19 protein-coding genes are annotated in these 22,698 nt (G+C 51.3%); 3 read left to right on the top strand and 16 right to left on the bottom strand.

Annotation, left to right across the window (positions count from 1 at the left end; all coding sequences use genetic code 11):
• Positions 1-2: 2 nt before the first annotated feature.
• The 8 genes from KNO99_RS05400 to hprK form a co-directional block, all read right to left on the bottom strand.
• A complete protein-coding gene (locus KNO99_RS05400; protein WP_214746044.1) occupies positions 3-998 on the bottom strand; it encodes a gluconeogenesis factor YvcK family protein in 996 nt (331 codons plus the stop codon).
• A 1-nt stretch (position 999) separates the two neighbouring features.
• On the bottom strand, positions 1,000-1,872 hold the full coding sequence (rapZ, locus tag KNO99_RS05395) for an RNase adapter RapZ (protein ID WP_074033636.1): 873 nt from the start codon (positions 1,870-1,872) through the stop codon (positions 1,000-1,002).
• Between the two features lie 120 nt (positions 1,873-1,992).
• Positions 1,993-2,946 (bottom strand): thioredoxin-disulfide reductase, encoded by a 954-nt coding sequence (gene trxB / locus KNO99_RS05390; protein WP_214746041.1) that lies wholly within the window; start codon positions 2,944-2,946, stop codon positions 1,993-1,995.
• A gap of 68 nt (positions 2,947-3,014) precedes the next feature.
• A complete protein-coding gene (locus KNO99_RS05385; protein ID WP_214746038.1) occupies positions 3,015-4,487 on the bottom strand; it encodes a tetratricopeptide repeat protein in 1,473 nt (490 codons plus the stop codon).
• A gap of 294 nt (positions 4,488-4,781) precedes the next feature.
• Entirely contained in the window at positions 4,782-5,264 is a 483-nt protein-coding gene (locus KNO99_RS05380; RefSeq protein ID WP_214746036.1) for an acyltransferase, read from the bottom strand.
• Positions 5,257-5,907: a pyrophosphatase PpaX gene (ppaX, locus tag KNO99_RS05375; RefSeq protein WP_214746033.1), complete on the bottom strand. Its 651-nt coding sequence runs from the start codon at positions 5,905-5,907 to the stop codon at positions 5,257-5,259. The genes KNO99_RS05380 and ppaX overlap by 8 nt, the downstream gene beginning before the upstream one ends.
• Positions 5,907-6,725 carry a prolipoprotein diacylglyceryl transferase gene (lgt, locus tag KNO99_RS05370; protein ID WP_214746031.1) on the bottom strand — a complete coding sequence of 273 codons (819 nt, stop codon included), beginning with the start codon at positions 6,723-6,725 and terminating at the stop codon, positions 5,907-5,909. The genes ppaX and lgt overlap by 1 nt, the downstream gene beginning before the upstream one ends.
• Before the next feature lie 2 nt (positions 6,726-6,727).
• A complete protein-coding gene (gene hprK / locus KNO99_RS05365; protein ID WP_214693573.1) occupies positions 6,728-7,663 on the bottom strand; it encodes an HPr(Ser) kinase/phosphatase in 936 nt (311 codons plus the stop codon).
• Between the two features lie 148 nt (positions 7,664-7,811).
• Here hprK and KNO99_RS05360 point away from each other — a divergent pair, with 148 nt between their 5' ends.
• Positions 7,812-8,168 carry a hypothetical protein gene (locus KNO99_RS05360; RefSeq protein WP_214693574.1) on the top strand — a complete coding sequence of 119 codons (357 nt, stop codon included), beginning with the start codon at positions 7,812-7,814 and terminating at the stop codon, positions 8,166-8,168.
• A gap of 37 nt (positions 8,169-8,205) precedes the next feature.
• Here KNO99_RS05360 and KNO99_RS05355 read toward each other — a convergent pair whose 3' ends face one another.
• From KNO99_RS05355 to uvrB, 3 genes are read right to left on the bottom strand one after another with little or no spacing between them, the layout of a single operon-like run.
• Complete coding sequence (locus KNO99_RS05355; protein WP_251130960.1) at positions 8,206-9,381, bottom strand: DUF4097 family beta strand repeat-containing protein; 1,176 nt, start codon at positions 9,379-9,381, stop codon at positions 8,206-8,208.
• Between the two features lie 59 nt (positions 9,382-9,440).
• Complete coding sequence (uvrA, locus tag KNO99_RS05350; RefSeq protein ID WP_214746008.1) at positions 9,441-12,314, bottom strand: excinuclease ABC subunit UvrA; 2,874 nt, start codon at positions 12,312-12,314, stop codon at positions 9,441-9,443.
• Complete coding sequence (gene uvrB / locus KNO99_RS05345) at positions 12,315-14,285, bottom strand: excinuclease ABC subunit UvrB (RefSeq protein ID WP_214746005.1); 1,971 nt, start codon at positions 14,283-14,285, stop codon at positions 12,315-12,317. It lies immediately after the preceding gene.
• A 452-nt stretch (positions 14,286-14,737) separates the two neighbouring features.
• Between uvrB and KNO99_RS05340 the strand changes: the two genes are divergently transcribed.
• Positions 14,738-15,445 carry an MIP/aquaporin family protein gene (locus KNO99_RS05340; RefSeq protein WP_214746002.1) on the top strand — a complete coding sequence of 236 codons (708 nt, stop codon included), beginning with the start codon at positions 14,738-14,740 and terminating at the stop codon, positions 15,443-15,445.
• Between the two features lie 28 nt (positions 15,446-15,473).
• The gene (glpK, locus tag KNO99_RS05335; protein WP_214745999.1) at positions 15,474-16,991 is read left to right on the top strand and encodes a glycerol kinase GlpK; all 1,518 of its coding nucleotides are present in this window, start codon (positions 15,474-15,476) and stop codon (positions 16,989-16,991) included.
• A gap of 65 nt (positions 16,992-17,056) precedes the next feature.
• Here the strand turns inward: glpK and KNO99_RS05330 are convergent, their stop codons facing one another.
• The 5 genes from KNO99_RS05330 to ftsE all read right to left on the bottom strand — a co-directional run bounded on the left by KNO99_RS05330 (position 17,057) and on the right by ftsE (position 22,687).
• Positions 17,057-18,211 carry a PDZ domain-containing protein gene (locus tag KNO99_RS05330; RefSeq protein WP_371743043.1) on the bottom strand — a complete coding sequence of 385 codons (1,155 nt, stop codon included), beginning with the start codon at positions 18,209-18,211 and terminating at the stop codon, positions 17,057-17,059.
• 28 nt (positions 18,212-18,239) lie between these two features.
• Positions 18,240-19,643: a S41 family peptidase gene (locus KNO99_RS05325; RefSeq protein ID WP_214745996.1), complete on the bottom strand. Its 1,404-nt coding sequence runs from the start codon at positions 19,641-19,643 to the stop codon at positions 18,240-18,242.
• A 101-nt stretch (positions 19,644-19,744) separates the two neighbouring features.
• A complete protein-coding gene (locus KNO99_RS05320) occupies positions 19,745-21,085 on the bottom strand; it encodes a murein hydrolase activator EnvC family protein (protein WP_214745992.1) in 1,341 nt (446 codons plus the stop codon).
• A gap of 23 nt (positions 21,086-21,108) precedes the next feature.
• Positions 21,109-22,011, bottom strand: a complete 903-nt coding sequence (gene ftsX, locus KNO99_RS05315) for a permease-like cell division protein FtsX (RefSeq protein ID WP_214745989.1) — start codon at positions 22,009-22,011, stop codon at positions 21,109-21,111.
• Entirely contained in the window at positions 22,001-22,687 is a 687-nt protein-coding gene (ftsE, locus tag KNO99_RS05310; protein WP_214745986.1) for a cell division ATP-binding protein FtsE, read from the bottom strand. Before ftsE ends, ftsX begins: the two co-directional genes overlap by 11 nt.
• Between the last annotated feature and the right edge of the window lie 11 nt (positions 22,688-22,698).

The raw sequence follows: 22,698 nt of genomic DNA, 5'->3' as shown, positions 1-22,698 counted from the left end.
TCTTATTTCAATTCTAACTGCTGGAACGAGCGTGGTTTTTTGATCCGAAGCACCCGTTGCATGACGAGTCCGGCGATGGCGTCGGAGTCGTGACGGATATAATCCCGATTGTAATCGACAATATCTCCTGCCAGGACGTTCGTTCCATAGTTTCGGAGTTTCTTCCGGTCGAAGCGGACCTCTTCCGATCCGTCCTCGAGGTAACGCTCCAAATAGTCTTCATCGATCGGCTCGTTATTGACGACGATCGTATCAATCGACGCCTTCCCGAGATATGCTTCGATGGCTTTTAAATGTTTCATGGCGTCATAGCCCTTCGTCTCGCCCGGTTGTGTCATGACGTTACAAATATAGACGACCGGGACTTGTGAACGGACGATGGCTTCTCGCACGTCTGGAATGAGTAGGTTCGGGATGATACTCGTATAGAGACTCCCTGGACCGAGCACGATGACGTCTGCCGACTCGATGGCTTCCACGACCCCTGGGGCCGGCTTGATGCCTTCTTCGAGTAAAAACAGGCGTTTGATCGGCTGCTGATGGAGCGGGATCTTCGATTCGCCTTTGACAATCGTCCCATCTTCAAACTCCGCCGCGAGCGTCATGAGCGTCTCCGTCACCGGCAACACTTTCCCTTGTGCGTTCAAGAGCTGCGACATGACGTCGATCGCTTTGACGAACGAGCCTTCACAAATATGCGTCGCCGCCGTCAGCATCAAGTTCCCGAGGGAGTGACCTTCTAGGCCATACCCCGTGTCGAAACGATACTGTAAGATCTTATCCATCAACGGCTCGACTTCTGACAGGGCCAAGATGACGTTTCGAATGTCGCCCGGGGGCAACATATGAAATTCGTCACGAAGGCGTCCTGAGCTGCCTCCGTCGTCCCCGACCGTGACGATGGCGGTGATGTCGAGCGGATAATGCTTCAAGCCACGGACGAGGGTGGACAATCCTGCCCCCCCACCGATGGCCACTACTTTCCGGTCTCGTCTCATATCATTTCTCCTTCGTCGCGTGGGCAAGGTCACGGTGGACCGTCTTTACGTTGTAGCGCTCCGCAAAATGCTCCGACACTTTCTCGGCGAACGTGATCGAACGGTGTTTCCCACCCGTACAACCGAACGCCACGACAATCTGCGTCTTCCCTTCCCGCTTATATTGCGGAAGCAGGAATTCGAGCATATCGATCAGCTTCTTATAAAACGCTCGCGCCTCCGGATGTGACATGACGTAGTCTTGCACTTCCGTCGTCTGACCCGTGAGCGGTCGTAGCTCAGGGATATAGAACGGGTTCGTGATAAAGCGGACATCGAACAGTAAGTCCACATCGAGCGGGACCCCGTGTTTGAATCCGAACGACATAAAGTTGACCGTGAACGGGATGCGTTCCTCGTTGAACTGTTGCAAGATGCGGTCCTTCAACATCTGTGGTTTCAAGTCACTCGTGTCATAAAGCGTATGGGCACGGTCGCGGAATCCTTCCAACAATTCGCGCTCCATCTGGATGCCGACGAGTGGCGCGTCCTCTGGTGCGAGCGGATGTGAGCGTCGCGTCTCTTTGTAGCGACGAACGAGCACATCGTCACGCGTCTCTAAGTACAAAAGATGTGGGTGTACGTTCTTCTTTTCTAAATCGTCGATGACGATGAACAGGCTATCGATAAAATCTCTCGTACGTGTATCAATGGCGACCGCGATTTTCGGTCGGACCGAGCTGATGACATCAATCAATTGTGGCAAAAGAACCGGTGGCAAGTTATCGACACAGAAATAGCCGAGATCCTCGAAACTATTCATCGCGACCGACTTCCCAGCCCCGCTCATTCCGCTGATGATGATCAATTCTTCTAATCCTTTAAAATCTTCCATCTCGCTGACGCCCCCTTAAAATTGACAACCGAGCCGTGTGTGTAGCTCTCTTCATCTAGTATAACGAACGTCCGAAAAAAAGAGAAGGACCGCGGTTCCCCGCAGTCCTACCTTCTTGAATCATGCGTTTTGTTCTTGCAACGATTCGAGGAGCCCCTCGATGAAGTGCTGAGCGTTCTGAGCGGCAATCGATCCGTCGTTCGTCGCCGTGACGACTTGGCGGAGCGTTTTGTCACGAACATCCCCGGCAGCAAAGATTCCAGGAATCTTCGTTTCCATCGCCTCGTTCGTGACGATATAGCCTTGCTCGTTCGTAATTCCGAGATCTTGGACGAATCCAGTAATCGGGTTCATGCCGATATAGATGAAGACGCCGTCGATTTCGTGATCTGTCTCTGTACCGTCAATCGTACTGACGAGACGAGCGCCACCGACTTTACCGTCTTTCTCTGTGATTTCTTTCAATGTGTGGTTCCAAATGAAATCGATTTTCTCATTGTCGAACGCACGTTTTTGAAGAATCTTTTGAGCGCGGAGCTCATCGCGACGGTGAACGATCGTCACCTTGTTCGCGAAACGTGTCAAGAAGACACCTTCTTCAACGGCTGAGTCGCCACCACCGATGACGAAGAGATCTTTGCCTTTGAAGAATGCTCCGTCACATACCGCACAGTACGATACGCCACGGCCGCCGAGTTCTTCTTCACCCGGTACACCGATTTTCTTATACTGAGCACCAGAGGCGAGGATGATGGCACGCGCTTTATAGTCGCGGTTGTGCGCATGCACGATTTTGTATTCTGTTTCATCCGAGATGCTTTGTACGTCCCCATACGCATACTCCGCACCGAACGCTTTCGAATGGTCGAACATCTTCTGAGACAAGTCAGGACCGAGAATGCTGTCGTATCCTGGGTAGTTCTCGATGTCTTCCGTGTTGGCCATCTGACCACCCGGAATTCCGCGTTCGATCATAAGTGTTGAAAGGTTCGCACGTGAAGCATATAGCGCAGCGGTCATTCCGGCAGGGCCGGCACCGATGATAATGACGTCATAAATTTTTTCTTCTGTCATGTTGATTCCACCTCTGCAAAATATTGATTGCCTTTAGTATAAGAAACCTGTATGGGTATCGTCTATCTTTATGCTTGTTCGAGTGTCCGTTTGAACGAACGAACCGTCTCCGTCAACGTGTCGACCGGGAGATGGAAGGCATTCGCACAGTCCTCGAGAATCAAGGCGTCTCGTTTCGTATAAAACATCCAGACGAGCGCAGCGGCCGATGCCGTTACGTCCATGAATGCTTCGTCCGATAACAGAAGCGTAGCAAATCGTTCATAAAAATCACCTTCTAGGCTCATCCGTTCCGCTTCCGAAACATGTGATTCGGCAAGGACAAGGGCGTCAAACGCGCGCTTGACACGAGCGTCTCCTTGGAACGGTTGCTGACAGAGGTCGGCACGACACATTTCCGCAAACGCACGGACCGTCTCGTTCTCTGTCACGGCGTTCGTCAGCGCGAGCGCTTCAAACGCCTCATCGTCTTTCAGGTTAGAAATGATTCGAATGATCTCGATCCGGGCCAAGTCCGTCTCTTGACGAAGTCCTTGGACGAGCGCCGAACGAAACTCGAGGTTTTCTCGAATATCGAAACTCTGTTTCTCTTCGAATCGTTTCATCTCATCTTTGTTCAAGTAGGTGGCTGCCTCTTCTAATCGTCCTGTCTTATAGGCAGACACGCTGAGCCAATGCCCGAACAATGCGTCACCGCGAAACCCGCGTTCTTTCAATAGACGTAACTCTTCATACGCACGGTCATAATGACCGACGAGCGCGAGTGTCGTCGCCAATTTATAACGTAAATCAAACTGGAGTGGACGGACACGTGTGAGTGGCGTCGATAACTGCATCGCCGCTTCGGATTGTCCCGCTTCATGCAATAGGAGAATCGTGTTCAAGATCGCATGCAAGTTGCCCGGATTTTGATCGAGCACGTACTCGAGCGTCCGAAACGCCGCTTGGTCGTCGCCGAGGTAAAAACTGACGACGGATAAATTGTTATAGGCCGGCCAAAACGATGGATACTGCCCGATCAAACGCTCGAGCGTCGCCTTTGCCGCAAATAGCCGTCCTTTGTCGATTTGACGCTGCGCTTCTGAATGCCATGTGATCAATTCGTCTTCTTCCTCATCCTCGAGCTCTTGTTCGAGTTCGATTAGTTCGAGAAGGGATTGCACGGCTTCCGCGTAGTGACCTTTCGTGTCACGTGCGAGATATTCAGATGCATAGTTCGCCGCTTCTTCATATTGAGAGACATAGGCACAGTTGCTCGCTAAATGATAGAGCGCCTCTGTCGCGGTCTCGTCGAGCTCTAATACTCGTTTCCACACGTCATTGGCGTGGTAGACCTCCCCTACTTCAAATAACAGTTCTGCATACTGTTTATGATAGTCGACGCGATGCGTGGCTGCCGCTGTCGCTTCAGCCATGAAAAAAGTCGCTTCATCTAGGCGACCTTCCCGTAACGCACGACGACCTCTATAGTAGTGGAGCTCCGCAGCGAGCGGAGATTCTGGTTCGGGTAGCGTCATTACTGCTTCATAGTTCGCTTCCATATTCTAAATCCTCCACATCATCTCTAAATCTTTTTTTAGTTGCAGGGATAAGAATACCGCACTCGAACAACGAGGGCAACTGAAAAAGTTAAAAAAAATTGCGACTATATTCCCTCTATAATGAATATTTTTTACTAGGTTCAAAAATTGTTTTTGAGCGAAAATATGATTCCTTCATTTCGGTTCATTTTCCCATTAAAAAGCGGCATCCCTTTTAAAAAAAGTGATACCGCTCAAGTATTCTTTCATGTCTCTATACAAAAGAGGCATAAAAACATTTTGCGAAAAATTGTGTCAAATATGTGTCAGCGACTGGAGTTTCGAACCGACGACCCGCTCTCCCGGCAAGACGTCGCGATGTACGACCGCACCTGCACCGACGACAGCTCCGTCGCCGATCGTCACGCCCGGTAAGATGGTCACGTTCGCGCCAATCAAGACTTCATTTCCGATGACGACATCTCCGATTCGATACTCATCGACGAGATACTCATGGCAGAGGATCGTCGAGTTGAATCCGATGACCGTGTTCCGACCGATGGTGATCCGTTCCGGGAACATGACGTCCGGCGTGACCATGAGGGCGAGAGCGCTATACTCTCCGATGTTCATTCCGAGAAATGTCCGGTACAACCACCGCTTCGCCTTCACCGAAGGGAAGTAACGCCCGACGAGCACGACCGCTGTGTTTTTGAAGACACGTAGGAAGCGAATCGTCCGATACATCTGCCAAAGCGGGTTCGGCCCGTCGATACGAAACCGTTTCGTCTTACGCATGGACGCTGACCTCGTCAAGCCATGCCTCGAAATGTTCCATCGAGTCGATGATGACGTCCGGCTCGAGTGACTCGAGGAATGGGCGACCTTTTAGTGCCCACCCGACAGCGACCGTCTTCGTCCCAGCGTTCTTCCCGCTGAAGATGTCCGTATCGTTGTCACCGACCATGACCGCTCGCTCCGGTGACGAGTCGAGCGCTTGAAGAGCACGTTCGACCGGTTCGGCGTGCGGTTTTTCATTCTCGACATCGTCAGCTGTCACGACGACATCAAACAAGTGGTCGATGTTAAACAACCGAAGGCCCCGTTCGACGACCGGACGGCCTTTCGATGTGACGACGCCCATCTTGTACCCTTTCGCATGAAGGCGATATAAGCCTTCGATGACACCTGGGTACTCTGCGACGAGATGGTCGTGCATGGCGATGTTGAAACTCCGATAGAACGCCTGCATCTCTTTCCATTCTGCTTCGTTCAATTCACGGAACGATTTCTCGAGCGTCGGTCCGATGAAGCGATAGATGTCCTCATCCCGATACGTATGTTCCGGGAAATAATAGTCGAACGTATGACGGAAGCTGGCGATGATAAGCGGGTTCGTATCGAGTAACGTACCGTCTAAGTCAAATAAGAGCGTATCCATTAATCAAACAATCCTTTCTCTGAAGGGTCATTGTATCGTTTCGCGTTGCGGCGAAGGACCATCATGACGATACCGAAGAGGATCAAGACGATCGACACCATTTGGGCCGCACGCAAATCGCCTGACATGAGACTATCCGTCCGCAGTCCTTCGATATAGAAGCGACCGATCGAATACCAGACGAGATACGACAAGAAGATGTATCCGCGACGTGGGTTTCCGATCATGCGCCATGCGACGAGGAGGATGACCCCGATGATGTTCCATACACTTTCATAGAGGAACGTCGGGATATAGTATGCCCCGTCGATATACATCTGATTGACGATCCAATCCGGTAGCAAGAGCGTATCTTGCAGGAAGCTACGCGTCGTCTCGCCACCATGGGCCTCTTGGTTCATGAAGTTCCCCCAGCGCCCGATTGCTTGTCCGAGGAGAAGTGATGGCGCCAAGATGTCCGTCACTTTCCAGAACGACATCGATTTTCGCATACAATAGACGATGACGACAAGGAGTGCCCCGAAGATGGCACCGTGAATGGCAATCCCGCCTTGACGGATATCGATGATCTGCCCGAGGTTCTCTGAGTAGTAATCCCATTGGAACGTCACATAGTAAATACGCGCGAAGATGATACTGATTGGAATCGACCAGATGACGACATCCACGAGTCGTTCCGAATCATAGTTGATGCGCTTCGCCTCGTAAAGGGCAAGGACGAGTCCGAGCATTGCCCCGAAGGCGATGATCATACCATACCAGTAAATCGGCAGAGACCCGATTTCAAACGCTACACGATCAAATGTCGGTTCTACCATGATCACAAGTCTCCTTCAGTGTCCTGAATCGCGTTCGCGAGACGTTCCGCAAACTCTTCAGCTGTATTGATGCCCATGTTTTGCAGACGATAGTTCATCGCTGCGACCTCGATGATGACCGCCAAGTTTCGACCTGGACGGACAGGGATCGTGAGGAGCGGGACTTCACTGTCGATGATTTTCATCGTGTTGTGATCGAGTCCGACGCGGTCGTACACTTTTCCAGCGTCCCAGTTCTCCAAATTGACGATGAGACTGATCTTCTTATGCGAACGGACCGCACCTGCGCCGAACAAGGTCATGACATCGATGATGCCAATTCCACGAATCTCAAGCAAGTGGCGAATCAGCTTCGGTGCTGAACCGACGAGGAGCTGGTCGCCCGTTTGGCGAATCTCGACCGAATCATCGGCGACGAGACGGTGCCCCCGTTTGACGAGTTCAAGCGCGGTCTCCGATTTCCCGACACCGCTCTGTCCTTTGATGAGAACGCCGACGCCGTAAATGTCGACGAGGACGCCGTGCATCGCTGTCATCGGTGCAAGTTCCATCTCGAGGAAGTTCGTGATTTGCGACTCAATTGATGTCGTCACCGCATTCGTCCGCATGAGTGGGACGTTTGCCGCTTCCGCTTCTTCTTCGATTTCTGTCGGAATATCAAATCCACGTGTGATTAAAATCCCAGGTGTCGATTCCGTACATAAAATCCGGGCACGCTCGCGACGCTTTTCTTCCGATAAGCTCGCATAGAAAGTCAACTCCGTCTTCCCGAGCACTTGAAGACGATTTTTCGCATAGTGCGTGTAATAACCGGCGAGGACGAGTCCTGGTCGACTAAGGTCAGGTGTGGCGACCGGACGATGAAGGCCCTCTTCTCCCGCAATGACTTGAAGTTTAAAACGCTCAACGACTTGAGCTGTACGTACGATATTTTGCATCAGTATCTGCCCCTTTCACGCTCATTATTGTATCATAGCTCTTTCTCGGAAGTGTTAGGGAAGTGATGAAGAACGTGTCAAAAAATTGTTGAAACTTTCATACATGGCGTTCGTAGGAAGGGTATAGGCAAATAGAGGAGGTGAAAATATGGATGCGTTGTTTTGGATTGTCGTGCTCATCGCGCTCGTCATCGGAATCGGAACGCTCATCTACATCATCAAGTCATTGATTGATATGTGGAAAGAGTATGCGGCGACGAAAAACGAGACGGTCTTGCTCTTGTTCATTTTAAATATCATCGGATTCTTCTTATCCGGCGCGCTCATCTCGATGATTGTCGCCATCATCTTCTACTGGAATCGCTCGAAATCGATGCGACTACTCGGTATCATCTTATTGATTGCCGGACCGGTCCTCTTTATCGTCTTCGCAGTCAGTGCATTCACGCTGTTTGATACACAGATGATGGATTGGCAACAGATGGAGTATGAAATGAATTTATAATCAAAAAAATCCCGAAGGCGCTGCCTTCGGGATTTGCTTATTGTTGATGGAACGGATTATTCAAATCAGCTGGGTCGACGGGATCGACCGGATCCGACGGCTCCGTCTGTTCTTCCTCAAGGAAAGTCGACGGTGTATACACCGATCCGTGTTCCAAATCGATTGTACCGGTACGTGTACCCGCTTCGACTTCGATGCGAGGTGTTTGACCCCGACCGGACAAGAATTCGAGACGACGTTGGGCAACGTCTTTTCGGTCACGAATGATTTCAAGTTCGTCGAGTAAGCAGTGGAGTCCCCCGAAGTTCGTCTCGAGTTCTCCTTCGACCTCGACGCCGTGTGGCAACACGAGTCGAATGTTTCCGGCGAGCGAAGCGAGTTCGAACTTGGCCGGACGTGCTGTCGCGAGTTCCGCGCGGATGTTGCCGTTCCCTGTCTTGAGGGATGCTTTATCGTACTTCCCTCCGACGATGACGGCCCCGTTTCCGGTACGGACGTGCACGAGCTCCGCCTCAACACCTTCCACCTCGACTGTCCCGTTTCCGGTATTGAGAAGGAGTTCAGACGCGTGTACTTCATGTAGGACGACGCGACCGTTCGCCGTTTGCACGCGGACGTTCTCGACGTCCAAACCATCGGCACGGACTTCCCCGTTCAATGTCTGAATATGAAGATGGTTGAAATGGTGATGCGGGACGTACAGTTCCACGTGGGCCCGGACGAGCTTGTCACGCAAGGAGACGACGAGACGGTCCCCAATGACGGAATGCTTGACCGCTGATTGCAACTGTTCGAGCGCTTTGTCCGCGTCTTGTTGGCGGAGCGGACGACCGGTCACGATGAGCTCACAATCTTCTGCATCTGACGAGACAATGGTCGCCGATGCGTTGAAGAGATCGAGTGAGATGTCGGTGCCTGTGAATGGGAATGATTTCGAATACGTCACTTCTGGCCCGAAGTTCGAGCTGAAGGAGAAGTCGCTGTCACGAAGCTTCGTGACGAGTCCTTCTACCGCAGACGTCAGTTTCGTCGTGAGCGATTCGACCGAATAGGCATCGACCTTCTCCGTGTCTTGTCGCTCTTCTAACGCCTGGACTTGTTCTGGTTCGAGGCGCTCGAGACGTTCGAGTTGCGTCATCGCCTCCTCGATTGTCAATTTTCCTTCCTTCACTTGCTGGAGAATCAGTTCACGCATTTCTTGTTTCACGTTCATTTTCCCCCTTCAATTTGGTTGCACGTCAATTACCTTCCCGTTTCTCACCATTTCTATACTTATTTCTTTTTTCCTGCTTTTGGTTTCACGCGAGCCGCATCTCGTTCGAGTACTGGCTTCAAATACTTGCCGGTATACGAGCCTGACACTTCAGCAACTTCTTCTGGAGTCCCTGTCGCGACGATGAGTCCGCCGCCGTCCCCGCCTTCTGGTCCGAGGTCGATCAAATAATCGGCCGACTTGATGACGTCGAGGTTATGTTCGATGACGAGCACCGTGTCCCCGTTCTCAACGAGGCGCTGCAACACTTTCAACAAGCGGGCGATGTCATCGACATGAAGACCTGTCGTCGGTTCGTCCAAAATATAAATCGTCTTTCCGGTCGAACGTTTATGAAGCTCCGAAGCGAGTTTGACACGCTGGGCTTCCCCACCGGAAAGTTCCGTCGCCGGCTGACCGAGTTTCATATAGCCAAGACCGACGTCATAGATGGTCTGAATCTTCCGCTTGATTTTCGGAATTTTGTCAAAGAATTCGAGCCCTTCCTCAATCGTCATATCGAGGACATCGGCAATCGTCTTCCCTTTATACTTCACTTCGAGCGTCTCACGGTTATAGCGTTTCCCGTGACAGACCTCACATGGAACATACACGTCCGGTAAGAAGTGCATCTCGATTTTGATGATCCCGTCCCCACGGCACGCTTCACAGCGTCCGCCTTTCACGTTGAAACTGAAGCGCCCTTTCTTATAGCCGCGCATCTTCGCTTCGTTCGTCGAGGCGAAGACGTCACGGATGTCGTCGAAGACGCCCGTATACGTCGCCGGGTTTGAACGCGGCGTACGTCCGATTGGGGATTGGTCGATATCGATGACTTTATCGATATGCTCGAGACCTTCAATCTTCTTATGTTTCCCTGGCTTCGCTTTGGCACGGTTCATATTGTGTGCGAGCGATTTATAAAGAATCTCGTTGATGAGTGTCGACTTCCCAGAACCGGATACACCCGTCACGGCGACGAACATCCCGAGCGGAATCGAGACGTCGACATCTTTCAAGTTGTTTTCTTCTGCCTTGAGAATCTTCAAGAACCGTTCGTCCGGCATCTTCCGTTCAGCCGGGAGCGGGATGAACTTCTTCCCGGCAAGGTATTGACCTGTGAGCGAGTTCTTGTTTTTCATCAGTTGCTTCGGCGTCCCGGCAGCGATGACTTGTCCACCGTGCTCCCCGGCACCCGGTCCGATATCGATTAAATAGTCGGCTTCCATCATCGTATCTTCATCATGCTCGACGACGATGAGCGTGTTGCCGATGTCTCGCATCTGTTTGAGCGTGGCAATCAAGCGGTCGTTGTCTCGTTGGTGAAGACCGATCGACGGTTCATCGAGGACGTACAAGACACCTGTGAGACGTGAACCGATTTGCGTCGCAAGTCGAATCCGCTGGGCTTCCCCACCTGAGAGGGTTCCCGCGGCACGAGACAACGTCAAATAGTCGAGACCGACGTTATTCAAGAAGCTGAGTCGCTCACGGATTTCCTGCAAGATGAGTCTGGCGATGGCGATATCTTTTTCACTGAGCTGTTCATTCAGTCCTTCAAAGAACGCAAGTGCGTTCACGACCGACTTCTCCGTCACTTCTCCGACGTGCTGGCCCGTGATCTTGACGGCGAGTGACTCTTCTTTCAAACGATAGCCGTGACATGTCGGGCAGGCGTGCGTCGCCATATACATCTCCATCTGTTCACGGATATAGTCGGACGTCGTCTCCCGGTAGCGGCGCTCGATGTTACGGAGCACCCCTTCAAAGAAAATTGTGTTCGTCCGGACCTGACCGAAGTCGTTCTCGTATCGGAAGAGGAACGACTCTTCCGAAGATCCGTTCAAGACGAGGTCTTGGTCACGCTTCGACAGACGCTCGAACGGTACGTCCATGTCGATATTGAAATGCTGACACATCGCCGCCAACAGTTGCGGATAGTACTGGGAACTTGTCGGTTGCCATGCAGCGACCGCCCCTTCTTTTAACGTCTTCGACGGATCAGGGATGACGAGTTCTGGGTCGACGTCTAGTTTCGTCCCAAGACCATCACACGTCGGGCAAGCCCCGAACGGTGAGTTGAAGGAGAACATACGTGGTTCGAGTTCTCCGATTGAGAATCCACAAATCGGGCAAGCGTGGTGTTCGCTGAAGAGAAGCTCGGTCCCGTCCATCTTGTCGATGATGACACGTCCGTCGGCGAGGCGTAATGCCGTTTCAAGAGAGTCGGCAAGGCGCCCTTCGACGTCAGGTCGGACGACGAGACGGTCGACGACGACTTCGATCGAGTGCTTCTTGTTTTTGTCGAGCTCGATTTCATCCGTCAATTCGATCGTCTCTCCGTTCACTCGTACACGGACGAATCCTTCTTTTTTCAACGAGTCGAATACTTTGACGTGCGTTCCTTTACGACCTGACACAATTGGTGCCAAAATCTGAAGTCGCGTCCGTTCCGGCAATTCCATCACCTGGTCGACCATCTGCGAAATCGTCTGACTCGAAATCTCAATTCCGTGGTTCGGACAGACCGGTTTTCCGATTCGTGCGAACAAGAGTCGGAGATAGTCGTAAATCTCGGTCACCGTTCCGACGGTCGAGCGCGGGTTTCGGCTCGTCGTCTTCTGGTCGATCGAGATGGCCGGACTTAAGCCTTCAATCGTATCGACATCCGGCTTATCCATCTGTCCGAGGAACTGACGAGCGTACGCAGACAAACTCTCGACGTAGCGTCGCTGTCCTTCCGCATAAATCGTGTCGAACGCGAGCGACGACTTCCCGGAGCCGGACAAGCCCGTCAAGACGACGAGCTGGTCACGTGGGATATCGATGTCGATATTTTTCAAGTTGTTGACGCGTGCCCCTTTGATGACAATCGCATTTTTCTTTTCAGCCATTTAATTCCCTACCTTCAACTCCAAGATTAAGTCACGCAATTCGGCCGCACGTTCGAACTGGAGATCGCGCGCCGCTTGCTTCATTTCTTCTTCTAGTTTGGCAATCGCCGCCTCGCGTTCGGCCGGCTTCATCGTACTGAGCGATTCGAGTGCCTCTTCTTCGGCCTCGACCGTCGCCCGGATGACACCACGGACGTCTTTACGAATCGTCTGTGGCGTGATGCCATGTTCTTCATTATATGCTTGTTGAATCGTCCGACGACGATCCGTCTCTTCGATGGCTCGTGCCATCGAGTCGGTCATCTTATCCGCGAACAGGATGACGTGTCCGTTCGCATTACGGGCCGCCCGTCCAATCGTCTGGATGAGCGAACGATCGGAACGAAGGAACCCTTCCTTGTCGGCATCGAGAATCGTCACGAGACTGACTTCCGGAATATCGAGCCCTTCTCGTAACAAGTTGATTCCGACGAGCACGTCATACTTCCCGAGACGAAGGTCACGGATGATTTCAATCCGTTCGAGCGTCTTGATCTCGGAGTGCATATAATTGACCTTGATTCCTGCTTCACGCAAGTAGTCGGACAAGTCTTCTGCCATCTTCTTCGTGAGCGTCGTCACGAGTACACGCTCGTCTCGCTTGATGCGTTCGCGAATCTGGTCCATCAAGTAGTCGATTTGTCCTTTGATCGGATGAATCTCGATCGTCGGGTCGAGTAGCCCTGTCGGACGAATGATCTGCTCGATCATGTTCGGTGTATGTTCGAGCTCGTACGGACCTGGTGTCGCCGAGATGAAGATCGCTTGTGACAATTTCTTCTCGAATTCATCGAATTTGAGGGGACGGTTGTCCTTCGCAGAAGGAAGACGGAACCCGTGGTCGACGAGCACTTGTTTCCGCGCCTGGTCCCCGTTATACATCCCGCGCACTTGCGGGAGCGTCACGTGTGACTCATCGGCGACGAGGAGGAAGTCTTCCGGGAAGTAGTCGATCAATGTATACGGGGTCGAGCCCTCCGGCATCAAGTTCAAGTGTCTCGAATAGTTCTCGATGCCTGAACAATACCCCATTTCACGCATCATCTCCAAATCGTAATGCGTTCGCTGTTCGAGACGTTGTGCTTCGAGTAGCTTCCCTTCCTCACGGAACTTCTCGAGCTGCTCCTCGAGTTCCGCTTCGATGTTGACGATTGCTTTTTGCAGTTTCTCGTCACGCGTGACGAAGTGGGATGCCGGGAAGATGGCGACGTGATCGCGGTCCGCGATGATTTCACCCGTCAACGGGTCCATCTCACGGATCCGGTCAATCTCGTCCCCGAAAAATTCGATGCGCATGCAGTGTTCGTCACGTGACGCTGGGAAGATTTCGACGACGTCCCCACGTACACGGAAACGTCCACGCTGGAAGTCGATATCGTTTCGTTCATATTGAATATCGATGAGCTTACGAAGCATCTCGTCACGGCCCATCTCTTTACCGACCCGCAGACTCAATACGAGGCTGCGATATTCTTCCGGGTTACCGAGACCATATATACAGGAAACAGATGCGACGATGATGACGTCGTCCCGCTCGAAGAGAGCCGACGTCGCCGAGTGACGCAGCTTATCGATTTCATCGTTGATGGACGCATCTTTCTCGATAAACGTATCGGTCGAAGGCACGTACGCTTCCGGCTGATAATAATCATAGTAACTGACAAAATATTCGACCGCATTGTTCGGAAAGAACTCCTTGAACTCGGAATACAATTGACCGGCGAGCGTCTTGTTGTGGGCGAGGACGAGTGTCGGCTTCTTCACTTCTTGGATGACGTTCGAGACGGTGAACGTCTTCCCAGTTCCGGTCGCCCCGAGGAGTGTCTGATAACGGTCACCCCGATTGACGCCTTCGACAAGTTGTCGAATCGCTTCAGGCTGGTCACCTCCTGGTTGAAATTCAGATTGTAATGCAAACGGAATCGATTCCATAAGATACTCCTCACCTTCTCATTTCATAGTGTCTTGATTATACCATAGACACGAACAAATATTCGCTTATTAGCTTGCATACGGATTTAAGCCTTTTCTCTTATATATCATCATTTCTTTTTCCGTTACCGTCTCAAAAGAAACATCAAATCTTGTTACGTTCATCCTTCGAGAAACGCTTCACAATCGTTTTTGTAGCATAGAACACGGAAAGTCGGATCCTGGACCTTGTTCCTATTCGATTGAAATTCCCATGATTTTTTAAAAAGGATGTCAAAATCATATCCATGTCGCTCTCTATCTGACTCTTTATGTGAAGTTTACAGGTGTAAATGTGAACATTTGTAGGGAAAAAGTAGGATTTTTGAAAAACACCGTTTTAAAACGCTTACATTTTGGGCATATAATGAAGTGGTAAGTCAAATTGCATAAGGGAGAAAGGGGAGTATCACATGTCAGCATTTGTAAGTGAAATTATCGGTACGATGCTATTGATTCTGCTCGGTAACGGTGTCGTCGCCGGCGTCGTCCTCCGCCATTCCAAAGCGGAAAACTCTGGCTGGATTGTTATCACCATGGGTTGGGGTCTTGCCGTTATGGTCGGGGTCTACGCAGCCGGTATTTACGGAGGCGCACACATCAACCCTGCCGTCACGATTGGTCTCGCGACAGCAGGCGAATTCCCATGGGCCGATGTCCCACTCTACATCCTTGCTCAGTTTATCGGGGCGTTCATCGGGGCATGTTTGGTATATGTCCACTACAAGCCGCATTACGATGCGACGGACGATCCAGGCTTGAAACTCGCAACGTTCTCTACAGCACCAGGTATCCGAAGCACACCGTACAACTTGATTGGTGAGATTATCGGAACATTCGTCCTCTTGTTCGCGTTGTTGTCATTCGGGGCAAACACATTCGCAGACGGACTCAATCCGCTCATCGTCGGTTTCTTGATCGTCTCAATCGGTCTCTCGCTTGGTGGTACGACGGGGTATGCGATTAACCCGGCACGTGACCTTGGGCCACGTATCGCGCACGCCATTCTTCCGATTAAAGGAAAAGGCTCTTCAGACTGGGGCTATTCATGGATTCCAGTTGTCGGTCCGATTATCGGTGCTGTCATCGCCGCACTCGTTTACGGCATTCTCGTCCCTTAACACATAATTTTGAAGGAGGAAATCACATATGGCGAAAGAAAAACGTTATATTTTAGCATTGGACCAAGGAACGACAAGTTCACGGGCAATCATTTTTGATCATGATGGAAAAATCGTCACAGTCGCACAGCGCGAATTCAAACAGTACTTCCCAAAACCAGGCTGGGTTGAGCATAACGCCAATGAGATCTGGGGTTCTGTCCTCGCCGTTATGGCGGAAGCATTCGGTTCGGCGGATATTGACCCGAATGAAATCGCAGGAATCGGGATCACGAACCAACGTGAGACTGCGGTCGTTTGGGAGAAAGAAACAGGACGTCCTGTTTACAACGCGGTCGTTTGGCAATCACGTCAAACTGCTGATATCTGTGAAGAGCTAAAAGCGGCAGGTCACTCGGACATGGTTCGTGACAAAACGGGTCTTCTCATCGACGCCTACTTCTCAGGTACGAAAGTCAAATGGATTTTGGATAACGTCGAAGGCGCTCGTGAGAAAGCCGAGAACGGTGAACTTCTCTTCGGAACAATCGACACATGGCTCATCTGGAAACTCTCAGGTGGTCAAGCACACGTGACAGATTATTCGAACGCATCACGTACACTCATGTACAACATTTACGAACAGAAGTGGGATGACGAGTTACTCGAGATCTTGACGGTACCGAAATCGATGCTTCCTGAAGTCAAGCCTTCGAGTGAAGTTTATGCGAATACCATCCCGTATCACTTCTTTGGATTCGAAGTACCGATTGCCGGAGCCGCAGGTGACCAACAGGCTGCCTTATTCGGTCAGACGTGCTTCGAAAAAGGTGAAGGAAAGAACACATACGGAACGGGTTGCTTCATGCTCATGAACACGGGCGAAGAAGCTGTCAAATCAGATCACGGTCTATTGACGACAATCGCGTGGGGCTATAACGGAAAAGTCGAATATGCGCTCGAAGGTTCAATCTTCGTTGCCGGTTCAGCAATTCAATGGCTCCGTGACGGATTGCGTATGTTGAAATCAGCGAAAGACTCGGAGCAGTATGCGACGCGTATCGAATCGACAGAGGGCGTCTATGTCGTACCTGCCTTCGTTGGTCTCGGTGCACCTTATTGGAACTCTGACGTGCGTGGTGCCATCTTCGGTCTCACACGCGGAACGGAGAAAGAACAATTCGTCCGTGCGACGATCGAGTCACTCGCTTATCAGACACGCGACGTCCTCACATCGATGGAGAACGATTCAGGCATCAACTTGAAAACACTCCGCGTCGATGGTGGAGCTGTCAGCAACAACTTCCTCATGCAGTTCCAATCGGACATTCTCAATGTTCCGGTCGAACGTCCTGAAGTAAGTGAAACGACTGCACTCGGTGCCGCCTACTTGGCAGGTCTCGCCGTTGGTTTCTGGAAAGACCAAGCAGAAATCAAAGACCAGTGGAAACTCGATAAGAAGTTCGAGCCGAACATGGACGAGTCTCATCGCGAAGCACTCTACAAAGGTTGGCAACACGCTGTCGAAGCAACGATGGCATTCAAACCATCAAAACTTGACGTATAAGTGGCAAGGGCATCCTCACGGGTGCCCTTTTCGTATGCAAAAAAAGAGTACCCATATGGATACTCTTACAATTTACGAAGTCGGACACGCGGGCTCGTCGGCTCCCCGACGAACAAGATACCGAGTTCGTGTGGATCGGTCTCATACATCGCCCGTTGAACGAAACGGATGTCTCCGTTCAGATTCAACACCTCGAGCTTGATGTACGGTTTATGTTGCTGGAGCGCCTCATAAAAACTGTGCCCTCCCGTGATGATCGTCCCATTCACTTTATAGATGGATTCACCCGGAATGAGCTGCATCGCCTCTCCTGGCGAATTCGGAAGCGTGTCCACGATGACCGCCCCACGATTTCCATTGATGAAGACAGGTGTCGTACCGCGATTCTCTCGTTTGATCCACTGAAGCCCAAGCTCATAAAGAACGAACAAAGCGAACAGCGCATAGTCGACATACGGGATCTCCCATACATACGAGAGACCGAATAGACCGAGAGCGATCAAGGCGAGTACCCCGCGATAGTTGCTCAATCGTGCGAGAAGCGTCCCCGGTAAGGCACCGGTCGACAGTAAACTGACCCCGATCGGAATCGGAAGAATGATCGGTACCATCGGCCAATCGAGGCCGAACGTCGGTGGCAAGAAGACGACGAGCGGGAAAAACCAAATACGTTTGACGACATGCCCCCCGATGAACTGACCACGTTTCGATAAGATCAGTGTCGGAGACGTCTCTTTCGGCCCGTTCCAGCGTAAGAGAATCGCTTCTGCGAGTGTGACGAGTCCGAACGTGAGCGCGTAGACCGTCCAATCGACCCGAGCGAGCTCTCTCACCCAGTCACTGAGCGCCCCGTAAGAGACGACATCTCGTAACATGACGACCGCGAACAAGACGAGGAGTGGAAGCACCGGATTGAAGAATCGCGGATGCATCGTCAATACCACGAGCGTATAGAGCACCGTGAACGAGACGGCCCACTCAAACGTGATGGTCGTCTCAAGTAGAACCGTCGCGGCCGATGAGAGGACCGCTAGAAGAAGACTCGGCCAGATGAAATGCTTCCATTCCGACTTCGGCGAGCGTCGTCTCGAACGAAACATGGCTCGTTCTCGTTTGACTCGTGTCATCGATATGTATGTAAGGGCGACGAGCGTCACCCAAAACAGCGGACTACCTAACAACGTCAATAAAGCCGTAACACTCATTCGTACAACTTCCACGCGGTCCAATCCTTTCTTTCATTCAACGTTATTTTGCGGCTTCTTCAAGTGCCCGGTTCAATTGGGCATCGTTCGCCTCATCTTGAATCGTCTCGAGCAATTTCGATTCGAGTGCCGAAGCTGTCTCTTCATCGACTGTCCCAGAAGCCTCGAGGCCATTGTCTGTCTGGAATGCCTTCACGGCGTCTGCCATCGTGTCACCATAGTATCCTGGTTGACCGCCTGGCTCATAACCGATTCCCGTCAAGATTTTATGCAAGTTCGAGACGGCATCGCCGTAATCGCCGACTTGCAGTGACTCTTCTTCTGTCAACACACGGGTCACATTGAAGTAATCCGGTTGTTTCACTTCAATGTCCGGTTCAATGCCTTTTTTATTGATCCAGTTCCCGTCCGGTGTGAGCCATTTGCTCGTCGTCAACTTCAAGTTGCTGCCATCTTCTAAATCGAACGCCGTCTGGACGACGCCTTTTCCGAACGTTTTCGTCCCGATAATCGTTGCGCCTGCCCCTTCTTTCATCGCACCCGTCAAAATCTCAGATGCCGAGGCAGAGCCCTCATCCGTCAAGACGAATAACTCATACGGTTTCGCTTCGCGGGCGCGACCGTTCTGTGCATCACGATCTCCGTCAGCATTTTCGATTTGAACGACCGGTTTTGATGTCGGTACGAATCCTTCCGACATCTCGATGACGGCCGGCAAGAGACCTCCCGGGTTCCCACGTACGTCGATGATCAAGCTGTCGATATCTTCTGACTCGAGTTGCTCGAGTTGTTCAAGGAACTCATCGGCCGTCGGTTCTGAGAACTGCGTCACTTGCAGATAGCCGATTTTTTTGCCGTCTTGCTCCTTCACTTCTGAGAACACCGTCTCGATTGGAATCGTGTCACGCGTGATCTCATAATCCGCCGTCTGACTGCCACGGCGAATCGTCAACGTGACGGTCGTCCCTTTTTCCCCACGGATGAGCTGGACAGCTTCCTGAACGTCCATCCCTTCAATCGACTCCCCGTCGACTGCCGTGATGATATCACCTGGACGAAGACCCGCCTCCTCGGCTGGAGCGCCTTTGATTGGAGCGACGATTAAGATGTCTTCTCCTTTCTTCTCCAAAGTCGCGCCGATTCCTTCAAAACTCGATTCAATCGAGTCGGTAAATTGCGATGTTTCTTCCGCGTCCAAGAAATCCGAATACGGGTCATTGAGTGCTGCCGTCATACCATCGAGCGCACCGGTCAATAAATCCTCTTCCGAGATGTCTTGTAACGAATGTTCTTCAATTAAATCACGCACTTGGTCGACTTTATCCCAGCCTTCCGCATTCGTCTGAATCGGAAGTGATGTGTCTGTAAACGCCATCGTCGCAAGGCCTGCACCGGCCCCAGCCACGAACGTTGTGCCAGCGAGTAGTCCTGCGGTTGAATTTTTCACGGGTTGGTCCCTCATTTCTCTTTGTAAGTCTTTTCATTAGTATAGCAAAAACGAGAGGAAAAGCGGACGCGTTCCACATATTTGGGACGCGTCCGCTTTAATCAGTATCCAATATACGGGGCTGGGTCAATCGCATTCGGTTGTCCCGGTGCCCATTTTCCTCGATGTAGCTCAAAATGGAGATGCGGTCCAGTCGACCAGCCGGTGTTGCCGAGCGTTCCGACCGCCTGCCCTGCTGCGACTTGTTGACCGGCACCGACCGTGATCGCGTTTAGATGGGCGTAGACCGTCGTCCAAATTTCTCCGTTCATAACATGGGAGACGAAGACAACGTTCCCATATCCAGTCGCCGGCGCCGCCTTGATGACGACACCCGGTGCACTCGCGACAATCGGTGTCCCTGGGGCATTGACGAGGTCGATGCCTCGATGACTCTCAGGCACACCTGTCAACGGATTGTTCCGTGGACCGAACGGGCTCGAGACGTAACCGGAAACGGGGCGGACGAATCCAGTTGAGGTGGACACGTTCGTCGGTGTTTCAGCAGGCTGTGCTGGCGGTGGCGTCACTTCAGGTGCCGCGACCTCCGTCTCCGCTTCCCGCGCCTCTCTTTCGGCGCGTGCCCGTTCTTCAGCCGCACGTGCCTCGGCTTCCCGTTTCGCACGTTCCGCCGCCTCAGCGGCTTCGCGTTCAGCTGTCGCAATCGCCTCAAGCTGTTCACTGATAATGCGGTTCTGTTCGGCCATGACGGCCTGTTCTTCGCTGCGCGTCATTTTTTCGAGTTCGAGCTGCTCGACTTGTTCGTTCAGTTCGACCAACAAGTCACGTTTCTTTTCGGCCGTCCGGTCAAGTTCTTGTTTCGTGATGACGAGCTCACGTTCTTTTTGTTTGATAAAGGAGAGCTGGGTACGCTGTGTCGTCTCTAACGATTCGAGACGTTCCATCTCACTCATATAATTATGTATGAGTTCCCGGTCCTGTTCAGCAATCGTGCGAGCCGTCATGACCCGTGTCACGAAGTCGCCGAAGGAACGGGACTCAAAAATGACTTGAAGATAGGAAGTATCCTCATTGACTTGTAAGACGCGAAGGCGTTCATTTAAGAGTTCCTTCTGACTGTCCAAGTAATCTTCCTGAACATGAAGTTGTTGGCGGGTTTCTTCGAGCTCGGCACGGGCCGTATCAACCTCGTGCTGCTGAATGGCAATTTGTTCACTCAAATCATTTAGCTGGTCATCGACGACGTGAATTTCCGTCTTTACGGCATCACGTTCCGCTTCAGTGACCTCGAGCTCGGCATCCGTTTCGGCCTGCGCTTTTTTCGACTCCTCCATTTCATTGGCAAGTCGATCTTTTTGAGCTTTCAACGTGTCTTTCTCTGTCGCCATGACCGGCATGGCAAGTAACGATACACACAACCCTAGCGCAAGCGAACGTTTCATCCGCCAACTCCTCCTTATTTAAGTTAAATTTTCAAGAAACGACCGAGCGATGTCGTCGATCCCCAGATTCCGATGAACGCACCGAGTGCAAGTAAAACAAGTGATACTTGTACAGTGAGCGTTGACGGATCAATCAACTTAAATATATCACTATTCAATTGATCAAGCGATGGTTGTAAAGCACTATATGCGACGTCATATCCAAAATAAATGACAAGAATCGGGACGAGAGCCCCAAGCATACCGAGAAGCAATCCTTCGATGAAGAATGGCCAGCGGATAAAGCTGTTCTTCGCACCAACGAGTCGCATGATTTCAATCTCACGACGACGTGAGAAGATGGTCATCTTGATCGTATTCGAGATCAGGAACATCGCCATTAATGTCAAACCAACGATCAACGCGAGTCCACCGATGCGAATCCCGTTGAAGAAGGCGAACATTTTATCGATGTAGTCTTTTCCGTATTTCACATCGTCAACATTATCGAGTGAACCGACCGATTTGGCCACTTCCTCTAGTTCTGTCGGGTCTTGTGCTTTAACGATGTAGCGGGCATGGAGCGGGTTGTCTTTTTCTACCGTACCGTACGCAGCCGCATCGTCACCGAGTTGGTCTTGGAACTTTTGCAACTCATCTTCTTTCGAGCTGAATGTGACCGTCGAGACACCCGGAACCTCTTCTATATTCTGTCCGAGTTGTTCAACAGAATTTTCATCAGCCGTACGGGTGATGAACACTTGAATCTCAACATCGTTCTCGACATTATCTGAAATTTCGTTGACGTTGAACATGACGAGTGCGAAGACACCGACAAGCAACAACGTAATCGTCACGGCACTGATTGCCGCAAATGACATCCATCCATTACGAAGTGTTCCTTTGAACCCTTCACGCAAATGGCGCAATCCAGTCTTAAACATCATAGCCATATGCTCCTTTCTCTTCATCGCGAACGACTTTCCCGTTCTCAATCGCAATGACGCGGTGACGAATCTTATCAACAATGTCACGGTTGTGTGTCGCCATGACAATCGTTGCTCCGCGGCGATGAATTTCTTCAAATACTTCCATAATGCCCCATGCTGTCTCTGGGTCCAAGTTCCCTGTCGGCTCATCGGCGATGATCAGTTTTGGTTTATTCACGATCGCACGTGCGATTGAGACACGTTGCTGTTCTCCACCCGAAAGTTCATCTGGATAGTTGCGTGCCTTGTTCTTCAATCCGACAAGGTTCAACACATCCATGACTTGCTTGCGTATCGACGTCGCGTCTGCTCCCACGACTTCTAATGCGAACGCAACATTCTCATACACTGTGAGCGACGGAAGCAATTTAAAATCTTGGAAGATGACGCCGAGTTGACGACGTAGCTTCGGCACATGTCGATCCTTTATCTTTCCGACATCGAGACCGTCAATCATTAATTGACCGCCTGTCGGTTTCTCCTCACGATAAATCATCTTCATGAATGTCGATTTTCCGGCACCGGAAGGACCGACCACATAAAGGAACTCGCCATCGCGAATCTCTAGATCGAGGTCATCCATGGCAACGACGCCGTTTGGATATACTTTACTGACTTTTTGCATCGAGATCATAACGTATTCCC

The organism is Exiguobacterium sp. s189, from assembly GCF_018617615.1.
GTDB classification, from domain to species: Bacteria; Bacillota; Bacilli; order Exiguobacteriales; family Exiguobacteriaceae; genus Exiguobacterium; species Exiguobacterium aestuarii_A.
This window is presented reverse-complemented; position numbering and strand designations above follow the sequence as displayed.